Source organism: Marinomonas lutimaris (genome assembly GCF_019426345.1).
GTDB lineage: Bacteria > Pseudomonadota > Gammaproteobacteria > Pseudomonadales > Marinomonadaceae > Marinomonas > Marinomonas lutimaris.
In genome coordinates, this window is record NZ_JAHLLW010000001.1 from 521,857 (window position 1) to 538,096 (window position 16,240).

Consider the following 16,240-nt stretch of genomic DNA (forward strand, 5'->3'; position numbering starts at 1 on the left):
ATCTTTTCGTTAACTCTTGCCAGAGTCATAGGAGTGGCACAAAGCTTGCGGTATGCTGTGAACAATTTTATAGGATCATTATAAACATGAATAAATTGATTACGTTATTGCTTAAAGGGTTAGTGGCGGTTTTACCGATTGGCTTGACCGTGTATTTGATCTATTGGTTGCTGGCGACAGGTGAAGCTATTGCTCAGCCGCTTTTATTATTCCTTATTCCCGATGCGCTGTATTTTCCAGGATTAGGCTTAATTGCTACGTTGGGCGCTTTGGTATTGATTGGGTTCTTAGTCAACCTTTATGGTGTTCGTTATTTGGTGAAGTTGAGCCAAAACATTTTTGAGCGTATTCCGTTAGTGAAGTCCATTTATGGCGCCATTAAAGACATGATGATGGTGTTTAACTTGGCGGAAAAGAAGGAAATGAAGAGCGTAGTGTCAATTGAATGGAATGGCGCTCAAGTTATTGGTTTTATTACTGGTGAACAAACTGGGCAGCAGTTATTTGGAGAACAAAATTTAGTGGGTATTTATGTGCCACTTAGCTATCAAATTGGTGGTATGACGCTTTATATCTCCCGTGATCGCTTAACCGAGTTGGACATAGGTGTAGAAGAAGCTATGCGTCTTGCCTTGACGGCTGGGGTGCAGGGAAAACCTAAGCCTTAATACTTTAACGTGCGTTTTTTACTAGAAATCATTGGGGCTTGAGTCAAAACTCTTTATCATACACTTCTTTTTTAGTAACTCTTTAAAGTGATGTTGGCGAGTATGCAAGAAGTGGTACAAATGCAAAAAACAGTCATTGTTGTCGGTGCTGGCCCTGCGGGTCTGATGGCAGCAGAAGGTATTTGTGCCGCAGGTCATCAGGTTCATGTTTACGATGCTAAACCGAGCGCTTGCCGTAAGTTTTTATTGGCGGGTGTTGGCGGTATGAATATTACCCATTCCGAAGCCTATCCAGAGTTTATTCAACGCTATTACGACAAAGCTGAGTGGTTGGATACATCGATTAGTCAGTTTAATGCCGATGCCTTGTGTGATTGGATTCATAATTTAGGCATCGAGACATTCGTCGGCACATCCGGCCGAGTTTTTCCCAAAGACATGAAAGCTGCCCCCTTATTACGCAACTGGTTAAAACGTTTGCGTGATGCTGGTGTGCAGTTTCATATGCGTCACAAAATGATTGGCTTGTCAGCCAATGAAGTGGTGTTTGATCATACTGGAGAAAGTGTCACAGCACGGGCGGATGCGATTGTATTGGCAATGGGTGGTGCTAGCTGGCCGAAGTTGGGCTCAGATGGTACTTGGCTTCCAGTATTGACTGAAAAAGGCATTGATGTGGCACCATTGCAAAGTGCCAACTGTGGTTTTTACAGTGAATGGAGTGAGCATTTAAAAACTAAGTTCGCTGGTAGTCCACTCAAAGATGTGGCGTTTTCTTTTACCTTAGAGGACGGCCAAGTGGTGACGAAAAAGGGCGAATGCATTGTTACGCAAGATGGAATGGAAGGCAGTCTGATTTATGCTTTTTCTAAATACTTGCGCGATGGCATTAACGACTCAGGTCAGTCGTCTTTGTTGATGGATTTTCTGCCGCTGCAAAGTGAAGAGCAAGTCATCAAAAAACTGCGCAATACCAAGCCAAAAGAATCCTTTAGTAAATACTTAAAACGTACGCTGAGTATCACTGGCGTGAAAGCTGTGTTGTTGCACGAATCCTTTCCTAAAGAAGCCTTTCAGACGCCAGAAACCTTAGCTAGATGTTTAAAATCGGTGCCTGTTAGCTTTTACAAAACCAAGCCGATAGAAGAAGTCATTTCGAGTGCGGGTGGGGTATGTGAGAGCAGTGTTGATGACAAGCTGATGCTGAAAGCCATGCCAGGTGTTTTTTGTGCTGGTGAAATGCTGGATTGGGAAGCGCCAACAGGTGGGTATTTATTAACGGCTTGTTTTGCGACTGGGCATTTGGCTGCCAAAGGCGTGGATGAGTTCCTATCCTGAGTAGGTGATATAAAACTCTTAGATTTAGCATATAAAAAGCGCCCAATGTTGCCATTGGGCGCTTTTCTATTCATTTTCTATTTCAGCAACATATCCATGTTAGAGAATGATTTGATTGTCTTTTAAAGCTTAGTTATTAGAAGCTTGTTGGTTTGGCATACCGAAATTGTACTGTACACCAACAGACGTTACGTTATCTAAATGATCGTCTTCAATATCTTTCACTAGACGGAAGTCTGCGCGAAGATCCACATCACTGTTAATTGCATATTTTACACCACCACCAGCGTTTACCAGTAGGTTGTTAGAGTCGCCATCAACGTCTGTCATACCAACACCTGCTGCGACGTATGGCGTTAGATTTACAGTAGTGAACTCAGGCAGGCTGTATAGGCCATCTACTCGATATTGATTCAAGTCGTTATCACGTCCACCTTTGCTGGCATCAGAATGAAGATAAACTGCTTCTAGTGCTAATGGGCTGTTTGTTTGATAGCCGACGCCAATGGAGTAAGACATGTCATTGCCAGCTTGTCTATCGCTATCCGCATCGTAGTAACCTATGCTTGGTGTTACTGTGAAACCTTCTTTTGGTGTTGCAGCATATGCCATTGTAGCGAGTGATGAAGCTATTAGGACACCGCTAAAAAGAGTGTATTTTTTAAATGATGTAGACATATTAATTTCTCCTAATGAACATAATGTTTTGTTGTTCGCTATCTAGATTACGCGGATTTTTTGCCGTGAAAAGCCCCCTCAAAATGCGTAAAAAATGGGACATGAACCTCTGCTACCCAATCATGACGGAAGCTTTACTAAAGTGGTGGTATTCAAGCAGTTTAGTGGTCAAAAAGCGCCCAGAAGGGTGTAGGAAATGCGTCGCTTATTACAGTAAGTTTTCACTTAAAAATAGCCAAAAAGTAATTGTGGCGTGACTAAGCACCAGAAGGTCACAAAGTGCTAATTATGCACAAAGGTAAATAGAAGGCGCTTTGTCAAAAAGCGTGATTCGCACAGGAATCTTCAAATACTACAAATAAAAAAACGCCCGATATAAAAAATATCGGGCGTTGCCTTAGCCTTAGGCTACTTGGGAGAATGTAATATGTGGTGCTTATGCTTCGCTGGTTGAGATAATTGCGACAACGCGGCGGTTAGCTTCACGGTGTGCTTCTGTATCGTTCTCAACGAAAGGTCTTTCTTCGCCGTAACCAATTGCCTCAACGCGTGTTGCTGAGATCTCAAAGGTGTTAGTTAACACATCAGAAATGGCTTGAGCACGCTTTTCAGAGAGCTTCTGGTTATAGCTTGCGGCACCAGAGTCATCTGTATGGCCTTCGATTACGACAGTGCTTTCTGGGTTGTCTTTAAGGAAAATAGCGATTTTCTCTATTTCTGGGTAAAACTTCTGTTCAACATTGGTTTTGTTAAGGCCAAATTGAATATTGATTTTTCCCGGTGGCTCAGCCACTACTTCTGGTTGTGCCGGTGCTTCTTCCGCAATAGGTGAGGCTGCAACAGGTTCTTCTGTAACTGCTTCTGGCTGTTGTGTTTCTTGTGGTTGAGCTGCTGGCTCTGGTTCAACCTGTGTATAAGTCTGCTCTACAGGTGTGTAATCATCGTCATTAGATGTTGAGTTTGCTGACGATCCACCGAACGTCATTTGTACACCAAGAGAGGTGACATTATCGAGGTGATGATCTTCCACATCATCGACTAGACGGAAGTCAGCACGTAATGACACTGTGTCATTAATAGCATATTTCAAACCACCACCCGCGTTGACTTGTGTATTGTTATTACCACCGTTACTAAAGTCGGCAGTACCCACACCGGCGGCTAAATAAGGCGTAAGATTAAGTGGGCTGACATCTGGTAAATGATATAGACCATCAATTCGGTATTGATCTACATCGACGTCACCGCCGCCACCAGATTGTTTAGAATCTGCATTTAGGTAAACAAATTCGACCGCCCATGGGTTGTTGAATTGATAACCTAGGCCTAAAGAGTAAGCTTGATCATCCTTGGTATCTCTATCGCTATCCATATTGTAGTAGCCAATACTTGGCGTAACGGTGAATCCTTCCTGTTGTTGTGCAAGCGCCAATGTTGATACTGAAGACGCTGCAATAATACTGCTGAGAAGCGTGCGTTTTGCGATTTTAAAAGACATTTTTTATCTCCTGATAAATATCTATATTTTTCTGTGTTGGTTGTTCTTTTTCTCAGCATAGCGCGTTTGTTGATGTTAAAAAAACACCCCCGAAATTACCTATAACCCTTATGTAATCTGATATTGCGCAATCATGACGCGGTGTTTACTTAATAAGCGTTATTAACACGGATAGAGTAGAGGATAGGTATTTAAAAGCGCAGAAAAGGAGATATTCATTACACGAGATTTTCACTTTAGTGTCTAAATAAGAGAAGATAAAAATAGATTGGTGGAGCTGAGGTGGATATTTATAATCCACCCTTAAGATAAACCAAAGGTTTAATCGTGCATTAATGATTGATGAGCTCCGACACCAGCCATCACTCCAGAAGCCGATGCTAAGGTGGCATTTTGCATGGGGTTGGACACATCACCAGCAGCAAAAACACCCTCCACAGACGTTTGTTTTAAGGCATCGGTTTTAATAACAAGGCCAAGAGGCCCTTCTTCAAATTCACATCCAAGCCGCTCGGCAAACGGGCTTGCCATATGAGTCTTTGGTCCAACAAATATCGCTGCGATACGAATTGTACGGCCATCAGCAAGGTAAACAGAAGCAATTTCCGGCGCACGTCCCAGTACTTCTAATACTGGAGTGCTTTCAATGGTAACACCGCGTTTCAGTAAAAACGCGCGTTGCTCTTCATCTGGTTCGTATAGACCTTGGGTAAAGTAAGTGGTTGGGCCCCAATCAGGGATCATTCCAGCCTGATGGGTAGATAGCGGACTGGTTGCTATAACGCCGAGTGGCTGGTTACGTACTTCATAACCATGGCAATAGGGGCAATGAATCACCGTCGCCCCCCAGCGTTCTTTTAGACCAGGAATATTGGGCAACTCATCTCTTAAACCCGTTGCTAATACGAGTTTCTTACTATTAAGGCTAGTGTCGTCTTCAAGTGTGACGCTGAACCCAGAAGCATTTTTTTCGACTGCTACTGCTCTGTCTTTGACAATGTTCACTGTCGGGTATTTAAGTAGCTGACGATAGGCTTCTTGCTGAATAGCAAAGGGTGACACACCGTCCAATCCGAAAAATCCATGAGATTCATCAGAGAAGCGATTTCTTGGCTCTCCAGCGTCTATTACTGTGACTTGTCTTTGTCCTCTTGCTAGCTGCATGGCGGCAGACAGTCCGGCAAAACTTCCACCAATTACGATAACGTCAAGTTGCATTGAGTTGTTCCTTATTCCTGTTAAACATAGAGATATTAAATAACATCATAAGTTACATGAAATATTAAAGTCAACTCATGATACTTTCAATGTTTCATGATAATCTGAGTTAGAATATACACATTGTTATTCGCCATGAGATCCCTGATGAGAAAAGACAGCCGTTTATCCCGCATGTTGCACGTACTGATTCACATGAATCAGCTGGATGCGCCTGCTACCTCCGAAAAAATTGCCAGTATGCTTAATACCAACCCTGTTGTAGTGCGTCGCACCATGGCTGGCTTGCGAGACAAAGGTTACGTCACTTCGGTTAAAGGTCACGGTGGAGGTTGGTCATTGGTCATGGCTTTGTCTGATATCACCTTGTTAGATATCCATAATGCTCTGGGTGAAAGCTCAGTGTTTACCATTGGATTGTCTGATGAACATACGTCATGCCCAATTGAAATTGCCGTTAACCAAGCTATTAGTGATGTATTGATTGAAGCCGAAGCATTATTGCTAGAACGCTTTCGAGAAGTAACATTAGATGTGTTAGCAGCTGGCTTTGCGGATTATCCACTTAATCAACAAGCCTCTAGCGGAGAGTAACAAGGTGGTTCGTTCCCAGCGTTTGCTTGCTTTAATTGATTTACTACGTGGTTACCGATATCCAGTATCTGGGAAGGCGTTGGCGGAAAAACTCAATGTGAGTTTGCGGACTTTGTATCGAGACATTGTCACCCTGCAAGAGCAAGGTGCGAATATTGAAGGTGAAGCTGGCGTTGGCTACGTTCTCAAGCCGGGCTTTCTTATGCCTCCCTTAATGTTCACAGAAGAAGAAATAGAAGCCTTGGTGCTAGGCGCACGTTGGGTTGCACAACGTACCGATAGCCAATTAAGTAATGGGGCACAAAACGCTTTGAATAAAATTGCGTCGGTATTGCCTGCGGAATTAAAAGACATCCTCGATGATACGACCTTGCTGATCGGCCCGAGCAAAGAGTCGACCTCAGATACGGTTGATATGGCCGAAGTTCGTCAAGCCATTCGTGACGAGAAAATCCTCTCTATTGATTATCGAGATTTAAAAGGCAAACACTCCCAGCGACGAATTTGGCCATTTGCTTTAGGCTATTTCGATGAAGTGCGAGTGTTGGTTGCTTGGTGTGAGTTGAGACAGGAGATTCGAAACTTTCGTACGGATAGAATCCTATCTAGTGAGCTAATCAATACTCGCTATGCAACGCCTCGTCATGTATTGCTCAAACGATGGCGAGCTACGCTACATGAGTTAAAGCCTTCTCAATAAAACACTCTCTACTTTGCATCACTGCTGACAAGATCTGACACTCTGTCTGTTTATTCTCATTTTATCGGGCGAAAGCCCGATTTGAAGTACTAAACTTTTAACGTGAAATATAAACAGCAAATAGGAATATCAGTATGGATCTCTCAAATTTCACCATCTTATATGTAGATAATGTTCAGCGCAGTGTAGATTTTTATCGTCCTTTGTTTGGCCGGGAGCCTGTCGAGTCGACCGAAGGTTTTGCTTTGTTTGTCTCGGAAACGGGAACAAAATTTGGCTTATGGGCGCGAGAAAGCGTATTGCCAAAAGCCAACGATGTACCAGCAGGTAGCATGGAAGTAGCACTAGCTCTTGATAATCTGATTACTCTACAAATCCATTACACCAAATGGAGAGAGCTGGGCGTCGACATTATTCAAGAACCAACCGAAATGGACTTTGGCACGACGTTCACCGCGCTCGATCCTGATGGCCATCGTCTGCGTGTCTATACCTATGAAAAAGGCAAGCATGAGAAAGCCTAATGGCTAAGAAGATACCTTCATCGATCAAATGATGAAGATTTTCTTTTTTTAATCGAAAAGAAACTCAAGCAGTCTTTTTTATTAGATTGTTGATTAAAATGAAATGATGGGTTAACTGGATGCATATTGATCAAGTTGAGTCGCAAGCCTAGACTGATCACATCAAATAAAGCCAATTCAGCTTTTAGCGAGTTGGCTAATTATTCCAGTTTTAGAGGTGAATGATTATGTTACCCACTTATTTTATTTCTCATGGCGGCGGCCCTTGGCCTTACATGACAGACATGCGCGCCATGTTTTCTAATCTTGAAGCGTCTTTGGTTCGAATGACGGAAGAATTGCCTGAAAAACCAAAAGCCATTTTGATGATTTCTGGCCATTGGGAGCGCAAAACTTTTGGTGTTCAGTCTAGTCCAGCTCCGGGAATGGAATACGATTATTACGGTTTCCCAGCTCATACCTATGAAGTGAAATACCAGGCTCCGGGCGCGCCAGACGTCGCAGCTCGTGTCGCTGAACTCATAAAAGGTGCAGGGTTTCCAGTGGATTTGGATGATAAAAAAGGTTTCGACCACGGCGCATTTGCTCCCATGGCAGTGATGTATCCAGAGGCTGATATGCCACTGGTTCAATTGTCACTTAAATCGAACCTAAACCCAGAAGAACACATGGCATTAGGCCGAGCGTTGGCACCATTACGTGCAGAAGGCATATTGATCGTCGGCAGTGGCTTGAGTTTTCACAACCTTGGATTGAGAGGCCCACAAGCCATCAAGCCTTCGAATGGCTTTGATGCTTGGTTACAAGAAACATTACTGGAATCAGCACCAGCAGAGCGAAACAGTCGATTGGTTGAGTGGGACAAAGCGCCTTATGCTCGTATTGCTCACCCAAGAGAAGATCATTTGATTCCGCTAATGGTGGCTCTTGGAGCGGCACAAAATGGTAAAGCAACTTGTGTGTATCACGATGAAGGGCTTTTCGGTGGCTGGACAGCCTCTAGCTTTCGCTTTGATTAGCTTGATTTGATAGTTGGTTGCGATTGTTTAAATGATAAAAAATCTACCTCCCTTGTTTTTCTGTTTTATCATTTGATGAGAAAATAAAAAAGCTTAAACGCCAAAAAAAGCCAGTGTGAAAACTGGTTTTTTTGTTTTCTAATCAAACAGTTAAGTCTTTAAAAATCAGTAATCTAACGGCTGTTATTAAAGATGGCATATGCCTTGCTAACCTTGTCCATATAAATATAAAAACAATGAGAGGGCACTATTTTGGAAGATTTATACACATCCGTTCAAGGCAATACGATTCGCTATCGAGACACTGGCGGTGAAAAGCCAGTACTGTTACTGACTCATGGTATTGGCTCATCGCTAGAAACATGGGAAGCGCAAGCGGACTCACTAGCTGGGCATTTCAGAATTATTAGCTGGGATTTACCCGGTCATGGCCTGTCAGATATTCCCCATGATGCCTTTGGCATAGAAACATATGCAGGTTTTGCATGGCATTTTTTAGATGCGCTGAAGATTGATCAGGCTGCTGTAGGTGGAAACTCTATGGGGGCTGGGATCAGTGTTCATATGATGGGACTTCATCCAGAGCGAGTCACAAAAGCCGTTTTATTGAATTCGGCTGCACTTGGTAAAGATATCCCTCTTCCCTTTCGCTTGATGCTATTGCCGATTTTGGGGAAATTAATATCAAAGCCTGGACAGATGTCGATCGATAACCAGATTAAAGGCATTTTTTATGATCAGGATAAAGTCACTGAAAAAGTAAAAGCGACCATAGCTCGCAATGTTATGCGAGAAGGAGCTCAAGCAGCCTTTGTTGCCACTTTGAAAGAAATATCGACGGTATCGGGACAAAGAGAAAGTCTCTACAGCAAAACGCTCGCGATCCTATCTTCGACAAAGAAGCCAGTTTTATTTATTCATGGCCGCCACGATGTGGTGATACCACTAGCGCATTCGCAACATGCTCAAGCCATGACACCTAATTCTAAATTGATTATTTTAGAAGATTGCGGCCATACGCCACAAATTGAAGAGCCAGTGGAAGTGAATAAACTGCTAACGGAATTTCTCCTCGAACACGAGGCGTAATTTTTAACACGTAAGCCTCTATGATTGACTAACTGTTCTTGGGCTTACGTGTTGTAAATTTCTTGGTGGCTCTAGATCGAAAGCCAGATTTGGCGCCAACCTGTTTGATACGACCTTTCATCTCGAGCATGGCGATTTTGATCTTTTTGTTCGAAGCCGCCAGTGCCTTTAACTGCTCGATTTCTTTTAACGCCTCGGCAAACTGTTTTTTGACCAGCAATATTTCAACAATTTCCTGCATGTGACTGATGACATCGGTGTGATCTGTCGTGAAGTTAGAAGCACTGATTTCAAATGCCTTTCTAGCATGCTCTAACGCCTCATTGGACTGATCTAATGAATTGGGCTGCGTAAATGTTGCCATGAAAACCTTATAAATAGTGAAATGAGTAGGTGCTGTATTTTACTGGGAAATCATAGTGTTTGCCTTTTTTATTGACTGTTTAAGTAAGAAGGCAAATAAGGGTATTGGCCGATAGGTTATATTTTTCGCCTAAAATCGAGTCGTAATACTTGTCGAGGAAGATTTGAAACATTGGCCGAAAAAGTGTGAAGACAGCGCGGATCGAATACAATGATGTCGCCAGCGGTGCCGGTCAATGTGACAACTCTCTGTTCGATGCCATGCAGGGAACTGCCTTCTTCTATGAATCGTTGGATTCGTTGATCAGGAGAGCCTTCTTTAACCAGTTCTTGGAACCACGGATCTTCTTGAATAAGGGGATCTAACACCTGATCCATGGGCAGTAGCGTGACGTCTTCAGGGTTTTCAAACAGTCCGCTGTTCACCGATTCAAAGGCGTTTATTAACGCCGCGTTATTGGATGTTCCTAGTGCTGTTGCGAGACGTTCCGCTCGTCGATGAGAGCCAGATACGACCGTTGTTGACCCCATATCGGCAGTGACATTATCGAGAAATACAAAAACAAATAGGCTCCACGGCTCGGCGTCTTCCACCACAGTGGGTTCATCATTATGCCAAGATTTATGAGGCACATTCCAAACTGACTCTGAGCCAGGAAAACTCAACAAAGAATACCAAAGATCTAGCGGTTGCCATGAATGAGCACCAAATACCTTATCAATAGCCGATTGGATTGCACTCTCTACCTTATCCAATTTACCTGACGCTTTGAGCTCTCGCATAATCGATCCCATACCGTTTAGCCGTTTTGCACGAGCGTCTCCGACAGGGTTACTGGCATTGGTAAACCATGTACTAGGTTCGTCGATATTGATGCTAAAGTTGCGCTCCACTTCTTGCCAAAGATGAGTTTGCACATCGGCAAGCATTTCAACATCGATAACATTGGAGAGTTGAAGGACACCCTTTTTTCGGAAGTTTTCACGGTTAGAAAATGTCATCGAGTTGGTTTCCCGTTCAGCGTTAGAGTCTTAGTGATTTCAGGTGTTCGCCCTTGTAGCTATAAATAATGCTTTAAAATCAAAGTTTTTTGTTCTTATCTAACAAATACTTCAATTTTTTACATAACTTTTCTCATTTATGACAGAGTAATTTCTAAAAGTTGTCTATGGTTATGTAGTCACCATGCTATCTACGGAGAGAACCCGCATGAACAGAAAAGATGACCGCATACAACATTTGGTTAGCTTGCTCGAAAACTTAGAAAAAGTATCGCTTCAGGATATTGCTCAAATACCGCCTTCTCAGCAGCATATACTGGCTGAAAAGATTGAAAGCTTGCAGGACGAGCTAAAAGCTTTGATGGTGGACGATGAAACAATGACACATTGATACTTTTATTTATTTAGCCACGTAATATCAACTATTGCCAATGCAATTTAATCCTCGCCATTTTCCACTCGAAAAAAGACCGGCCTAAGCCGGTCAAATGTTCAGAGAGTGTAGAGTGATCTTATTCCCAAGAACGAAGCAAATCGTCATAGGAAACTGTAACACCCTGTGGTTTTTCATTCGCCAATTTTGGTTTTGGAGAGCCTGGTTGAGCCAACCAGTAAGCTTCGTCACGTGGTTTGTTCATTTTTGGTCCACATAGAGGCTGTACGTTAGCACGTTCTAAACGCTCCATTACTTTGTCTTGCGCTTCTGCTAGGCCGTTAAGCGCTTCCTGTGGTGTGGCTTCTCCACTTGCCGCTTGAGAAATGTACTGCCACCAAAGCTGAGCTAGCTTAGGATAATCAGGTACGTTAATCCCTGTTGGCGACCATTGTTTACGCGCCGGTCCTTTGTAGAATTCAACTAAGCCGCCTAATTTAGGCGCTGCAGCAGCCATTTCAGGAGAGTTGATATCTGATTCACGAATAGGTGTTAGACCTACTAGTGTTTTCTTCAATGAAACGGTTTTTGCTGTGGTGAACTGAGCGTACAACCACGCGGCTAGACGACGGTCTTCTGGTGTTGAGTTCATGAAAGTCCAAGCACCCACGTCTTGATAACCTTTTTTCATGCCTTCTTCCCAGTATGGCCCAACAGGAGACGGCGCCATGCGCCATTTTGGCGTACCATCTTCATTTACAACAGGAAGACCTTTGGTCGTCATGTCAGCCGTAAAGGCGGTGTACCAGAAAATTTGCTGAGCCACGCCACCTTGAGCTGGCACAGGGCCAGATTCAGAGAAGGTCATGCCTTGCGCTTCTGGTGGCGCGTATTTGCGCAGCCATTCTACGTATTTTGTTGTTGCATAAACCGCAGCAGGGCCGTTTGTTGCACCACCACGAGAGACGCTTGAACCAACAGGCGAACACGCATCTTTGATACGAATACCCCATTCGTCTACAGGCAAGCCGTTTGGAAGACCTTTATCGCCCGCACCTGCCATAGAGAACCAAGCATCGGTGAAACGCCAGCCTAGAGATGGGTCTTTTTTACCGTAATCCATGTGACCGTATATACGTTCACCATCGATGGTTTTCACTTTATCGGTGAAAAACTCAGCGATATCTTCATAAGCAGACCAGTTAACTGGCACGCCTAGCTCATAACCATAGATAGATTTGAATTTGGCTTTTAGATCAGGACGAGCAAACCAGTCAGCACGGAACCAATAAAGGTTAGCAAACTGCTGCGTTGGCAACTGGTAAAGTTTGCCATCTGGGCCTGTGGTGAAATCTAAGCCGATGAAATCGGCAAGATCCAAGGTTGGCGAGGTGAAATCTTTGCCATCGCCAGTCATCATGTCTGAGATTGGTACCACTTTGCCGTAGCGGAAATGGGTACCGATCAAGTCGGAATCGTTGACGTAAGCATCATAAATGTTACGACCAGATTGCATTTGTGTTTGCAGTTTTTCGACCACATCACCTTCTTGGATCAGGTCATGATTGACCTTGATGCCAGTAATTTCGGTGAAGGCTTTAGCCAACACTTGAGACTCGTATTTGTGAGTCGTTAAGGTTTCAGACGCTACATTTATCTCCATACCGCGGAATTTTTTAGCGGCTTCGGTGAACCAGTGCATTTCGTCAAGCTGTTGTTGCTTGGTTAGTGTAGAAACGGTGAATTCGGTATCTACCCATTTTTCTGCGGCGTCTGAGTATGCGTCAGCCCATAAGGTGGCTGAATGCATCATGACAGCAAAGGGTAAGGCGGCGAGTGCAATTTTTTTCTTATTGTAGTGCATAGTTTACCTCAACAAAGTTTGGTTTTTCTTTTTGGTTTTTTATGTTTGGCTTCCGTGCCTGTCGTACTAGAGAGTCCATCAGTTCATTACTGATAATGACGTTGACTAGCCCCAACGCATCAGGATGATCATCCAAAATGCGCATAGGACGGTTGCCACCGCAATGTTCACATCCGTTAACGCAACGAATGCAAGGTGGATAAAAGCACTGCTAAGCAGGCCAATGAATAAGCGATCACCACGCGTGGTTGCCAGTGGCAAAAAGCCACGACGTTCCACGCAAGGCGAGACCAGTTGCCATGTGGTCATGCCGACCAAGATCACAGCAATGCCGATAAAAAATAGGGCGGTAGGTAATGTCCAAGACATCCAAGCCATAATAATTCTCCTTACACTCGACCAAGGGCAAAGCCCTTCGCCACATGGTTACGAACGAAGTAAATGACCAACATACCCGGTAGGATAGTCAGCACACCTGCGGCTGCGAGTAGTCCCCAGTCCATCCCTGACGCCGAGACGGTTCGAGTCATAATGGCCGCGATAGGTTTTGCATCAACTGACGTTAACGTCCGTGCTAATAGCAACTCTACCCAAGAGAACATGAAGCAAAAGAAGGCTGTCACGCCGATACCTGAGCGAATCAAGGGGATGAAGATACGCACGAAGAATTTAGGGAACGAATAGCCGTCGATATACGCTGTTTCATCAATTTCACGAGGTACGCCACTCATAAAACCTTCCAGTATCCACACGGCTAAAGGCACTGTGAAAATACAATGAGCTAGCGCCACGGCAATATGGGTATCAAACAAACCAACAGAAGAATACAGCTGAAAGAATGGCAGTAAGAACACAGCTGGTGGCGCCATACGGTTAGAGAGTAACCAGAAGAACATGTGCTTATCACCAATGAACTTATAGCGGCTAAAGGCATAAGCAGCAGGTAAGGCAACCAGTAGACTGATAACCATATTCATGGACACGTAAAAAATTGAGTTTACGTAACCCATGTACCAGGTTGGGTCGCCAAATATCTTAGCGTAGTTTGCCAAAGTGAAATCTTCAGGGAAGAAAGATAAGCCGCTGAGAATTTCGGTATTGGTTTTAAATGACATGTTGATTAGCCAATAGATTGGCAGTAGTAACAGCACCAAATACAGCACCAAACCGAAGCGTCCACGAAGGTGGGCATTACGCGTCTTACGTTCAGCTTTGCTGTAAACCGGGGCTTGTTCTTTTTTACCTGTATTGCGTGTGCGTGTCATAGAGGTATTTGATTGCGTCATGATCCGCTCCTACTTGTCTTTTTGCATGTTCATGATGGTGGTGTAGAACACCCAACACACGAGCAAGATGATTAAGAAGTACACCAGCGAGAACGCTGCGGCAGGACCAAGGTCAAACTGACCGATGGCTTGCTGTACTAAGGCTTGGCTCAAGAAGGTTGTGGAACTACCTGGGCCGCCACCGGTAAGAACAAAAGGTTCGGTGTAAATCATGAAAGAATCCATAAAGCGCAATAACACACCAATAATCAGCACGTTAGTGAGTTTCGGTAGCTGGATGTAACGGAATACCGCCCAGCGTGATGCTTGGTCGATGCGTGCTGCTTGATAATACACTTCAGGAATCGCCCGCAGTCCGGAATAGCACAATAAGGCAACCAATGGAGTCCAATGCCACACGTCCATCAAGACAACTGTTAACCAAGCGTCGGTAGGATCAGAGGCATAGTTATAATCGACACCGATACTGCTCATAAAAGCACCAAATAAACCGATGTCTGCACGGCCAAAGATTTGCCAAATAGTGCCCACCACATTCCATGGAATCAGCAAAGGAATGGCAACCAGAATTAAGGCCAAAGACGCGCCTCGGCCTTTGGTTGGCATCATCAAGGCAACACAAATCCCCAGTGGCACTTCAATGATAATAATCGTGAAAGAATAGATAAACTGACGCAGCAAGGCTTCTTGTAAGCGGCTGTCTAGCATCACTTGCTTGAACCATTCTGTGCCGACAAAGTAGCGTGTATAAGGATCAAAAATATCCTGTACCGAATAGTTCACCACCGTCATAAGAGGAATGATGGCAGAGAAAGCCACGATGAGAAAAACAGGCAGAACAAGGAACCACGCCTTATTGTTTTCGACTTTAGTTTGCATGGCCAGTCTCCTTTTTTGGATCTTCTGAGTGGGCTTGATCACTTACATCAACCAGATACTCATCTACATAGACCTTAGTCCATTGCTCAGGGAAGCTTACGTAGATTTGCCCTGAAGGCACTTTCTGGTCTTCACTTAGGCGCGCTTTCATCACTTGCCCTTGGAATAAGAAAGATAGGATTTTGTATGTACCAAGGTCTTCCACGTAGTCCACTTCTACAGGGAAAGCATCGTTATTTTTGCCGTCCCAAACATGCACAAACTCCGGGCGAATTCCCAAAGTAACCTTATTGGCGCCCATGGCTTTTAAACGTGTCAGCATGGCATCGCTGATTGAGATTTCATAATCGCCGAACATTAGTACTTCTTTTTTATCGTCTTGGCTTTTTAGTTCGGCTTCAAAAAAGTTCATGCCCGGACTACCAATGAAGTAGCCAACAAAAGTGTGGGCTGGTTTTTCGAATAACTCTCGTGGGGTACCGAACTGGACGATTTTACCGTTGTACATCACGGCGATTTTATCGGCGAAAGTAGAGGCTTCTAACTGGTCGTGGGTGACATACACCATGGTGATGTTGAACTGCTCATGGATTTGCTTGAGCTTACGGCGCAGTTTCCATTTCAACTGAGGATCGATAACGGTGAGTGGTTCATCAAACAAAATCGCCGACACATCGTCGCGTACTAAACCGCGGCCCATGGAGACTTTTTGCTTTTGGTCTGCCGATAAACCTTTGGCTTTGCGTTTTAGCTGGTCAGACAGTTCAAGAATCTCAGCGACTTCGTATACTTTCGACTTCACCTTGTATTCCGGCACGCCAATATTGCGCAGTGGAAAGGCCAAGTTATCAAACACCGTCATAGTGTCGTACACCACTGGGAACTGGAAAACCTGAGCGATATTGCGTTCTTCTGGCTTTAATTCGTTCACGCGTTTGCCGTCGAATAAAACTTCCCCATGGGAAGGCTCCAGCAAACCTGAAATGATGTTCAGTAGGGTGGATTTTCCACAACCAGATGGGCCAAGTAGAGCGAAAGCACCGCCTTGCTCCCACACATGGGACATTTCGCGGATGGCGTAATCTTCTGGCTTGGTTGGGTTGTCTGTATAAGTATGCGCTAAGGCATTTAATGTAATAGAGGCCAT

At 44.2% G+C, this 16,240-nt stretch carries 18 protein-coding genes; 8 read left to right on the forward strand and 10 right to left on the reverse strand.

Annotated elements, in window-relative coordinates; all coding sequences use genetic code 11:
- The first annotated feature begins 86 nt into the window (after positions 1–86).
- Together KPL72_RS02285 and KPL72_RS02290 are read left to right on the forward strand one after the other, a co-directional pair.
- On the forward strand, positions 87–668 hold the full coding sequence (locus tag KPL72_RS02285) for a DUF502 domain-containing protein (protein ID WP_219701678.1): 582 nt from the start codon (positions 87–89) through the stop codon (positions 666–668).
- Between the two features lie 120 nt (positions 669–788).
- Positions 789–2,006: a TIGR03862 family flavoprotein gene (locus KPL72_RS02290; protein WP_249422047.1), complete on the forward strand. Its 1,218-nt coding sequence runs from the start codon at positions 789–791 to the stop codon at positions 2,004–2,006.
- A gap of 129 nt (positions 2,007–2,135) precedes the next feature.
- Here KPL72_RS02290 and KPL72_RS02295 read toward each other — a convergent pair whose 3' ends face one another.
- The 3 genes from KPL72_RS02295 to KPL72_RS02305 form a co-directional block, all read right to left on the reverse strand.
- Complete coding sequence (locus KPL72_RS02295) at positions 2,136–2,684, reverse strand: porin family protein (protein ID WP_212917366.1); 549 nt, start codon at positions 2,682–2,684, stop codon at positions 2,136–2,138.
- A 436-nt stretch (positions 2,685–3,120) separates the two neighbouring features.
- Positions 3,121–4,182, reverse strand: a complete 1,062-nt coding sequence (locus tag KPL72_RS02300) for an OmpA family protein (RefSeq protein WP_212917367.1) — start codon at positions 4,180–4,182, stop codon at positions 3,121–3,123.
- 321 nt (positions 4,183–4,503) lie between these two features.
- On the reverse strand, positions 4,504–5,400 hold the full coding sequence (locus KPL72_RS02305) for an NAD(P)/FAD-dependent oxidoreductase (protein ID WP_219701683.1): 897 nt from the start codon (positions 5,398–5,400) through the stop codon (positions 4,504–4,506).
- A gap of 147 nt (positions 5,401–5,547) precedes the next feature.
- On the opposite strand from KPL72_RS02305, the gene KPL72_RS02310 reads away from it, so the two are divergent.
- From KPL72_RS02310 to KPL72_RS02330, 5 genes are all read left to right on the forward strand, one after another.
- A complete protein-coding gene (locus KPL72_RS02310; RefSeq protein ID WP_249422048.1) occupies positions 5,548–5,994 on the forward strand; it encodes an Rrf2 family transcriptional regulator in 447 nt (148 codons plus the stop codon).
- 4 nt (positions 5,995–5,998) lie between these two features.
- Positions 5,999–6,694: a helix-turn-helix transcriptional regulator gene (locus KPL72_RS02315; RefSeq protein ID WP_212918819.1), complete on the forward strand. Its 696-nt coding sequence runs from the start codon at positions 5,999–6,001 to the stop codon at positions 6,692–6,694.
- Positions 6,695–6,828: 134 nt separating this feature from the next.
- A complete protein-coding gene (locus KPL72_RS02320; protein ID WP_100186151.1) occupies positions 6,829–7,218 on the forward strand; it encodes a VOC family protein in 390 nt (129 codons plus the stop codon).
- Positions 7,219–7,445: 227 nt separating this feature from the next.
- On the forward strand, positions 7,446–8,237 hold the full coding sequence (locus tag KPL72_RS02325) for a DODA-type extradiol aromatic ring-opening family dioxygenase (protein ID WP_212917368.1): 792 nt from the start codon (positions 7,446–7,448) through the stop codon (positions 8,235–8,237).
- A 252-nt stretch (positions 8,238–8,489) separates the two neighbouring features.
- Positions 8,490–9,326, forward strand: coding sequence for an alpha/beta fold hydrolase (locus KPL72_RS02330; RefSeq protein ID WP_219701686.1), 837 nt, complete (start codon positions 8,490–8,492; stop codon positions 9,324–9,326).
- 28 nt (positions 9,327–9,354) lie between these two features.
- Here the strand turns inward: KPL72_RS02330 and KPL72_RS02335 are convergent, their stop codons facing one another.
- Both KPL72_RS02335 and KPL72_RS02340 read right to left on the reverse strand, forming a co-directional pair.
- Entirely contained in the window at positions 9,355–9,690 is a 336-nt protein-coding gene (locus KPL72_RS02335; RefSeq protein ID WP_219701687.1) for a hypothetical protein, read from the reverse strand.
- A 116-nt stretch (positions 9,691–9,806) separates the two neighbouring features.
- On the reverse strand, positions 9,807–10,691 hold the full coding sequence (locus KPL72_RS02340; protein WP_212917371.1) for a phytanoyl-CoA dioxygenase family protein: 885 nt from the start codon (positions 10,689–10,691) through the stop codon (positions 9,807–9,809).
- Positions 10,692–10,899: 208 nt separating this feature from the next.
- Here KPL72_RS02340 and KPL72_RS02345 point away from each other — a divergent pair, with 208 nt between their 5' ends.
- Positions 10,900–11,082 (forward strand): hypothetical protein, encoded by a 183-nt coding sequence (locus KPL72_RS02345; protein ID WP_212917372.1) that lies wholly within the window; start codon positions 10,900–10,902, stop codon positions 11,080–11,082.
- A 121-nt stretch (positions 11,083–11,203) separates the two neighbouring features.
- On the opposite strand, the gene KPL72_RS02350 is transcribed toward KPL72_RS02345, so the two are convergent.
- The 5 genes from KPL72_RS02350 to KPL72_RS02370 form a co-directional block, all read right to left on the reverse strand.
- Positions 11,204–12,928, reverse strand: coding sequence for an ABC transporter substrate-binding protein (locus tag KPL72_RS02350; protein ID WP_219701688.1), 1,725 nt, complete (start codon positions 12,926–12,928; stop codon positions 11,204–11,206).
- Between the two features lie 105 nt (positions 12,929–13,033).
- Entirely contained in the window at positions 13,034–13,306 is a 273-nt protein-coding gene (locus tag KPL72_RS02355) for a DUF2160 domain-containing protein (protein WP_212917374.1), read from the reverse strand.
- 11 nt (positions 13,307–13,317) lie between these two features.
- Positions 13,318–14,193, reverse strand: coding sequence for a carbohydrate ABC transporter permease (locus KPL72_RS02360; protein WP_212918820.1), 876 nt, complete (start codon positions 14,191–14,193; stop codon positions 13,318–13,320).
- A 30-nt stretch (positions 14,194–14,223) separates the two neighbouring features.
- Positions 14,224–15,093, reverse strand: coding sequence for a carbohydrate ABC transporter permease (locus tag KPL72_RS02365; RefSeq protein ID WP_212917375.1), 870 nt, complete (start codon positions 15,091–15,093; stop codon positions 14,224–14,226).
- Entirely contained in the window at positions 15,083–16,240 is a 1,158-nt protein-coding gene (locus tag KPL72_RS02370) for an ABC transporter ATP-binding protein (protein ID WP_212917376.1), read from the reverse strand. Before KPL72_RS02370 ends, KPL72_RS02365 begins: the two co-directional genes overlap by 11 nt.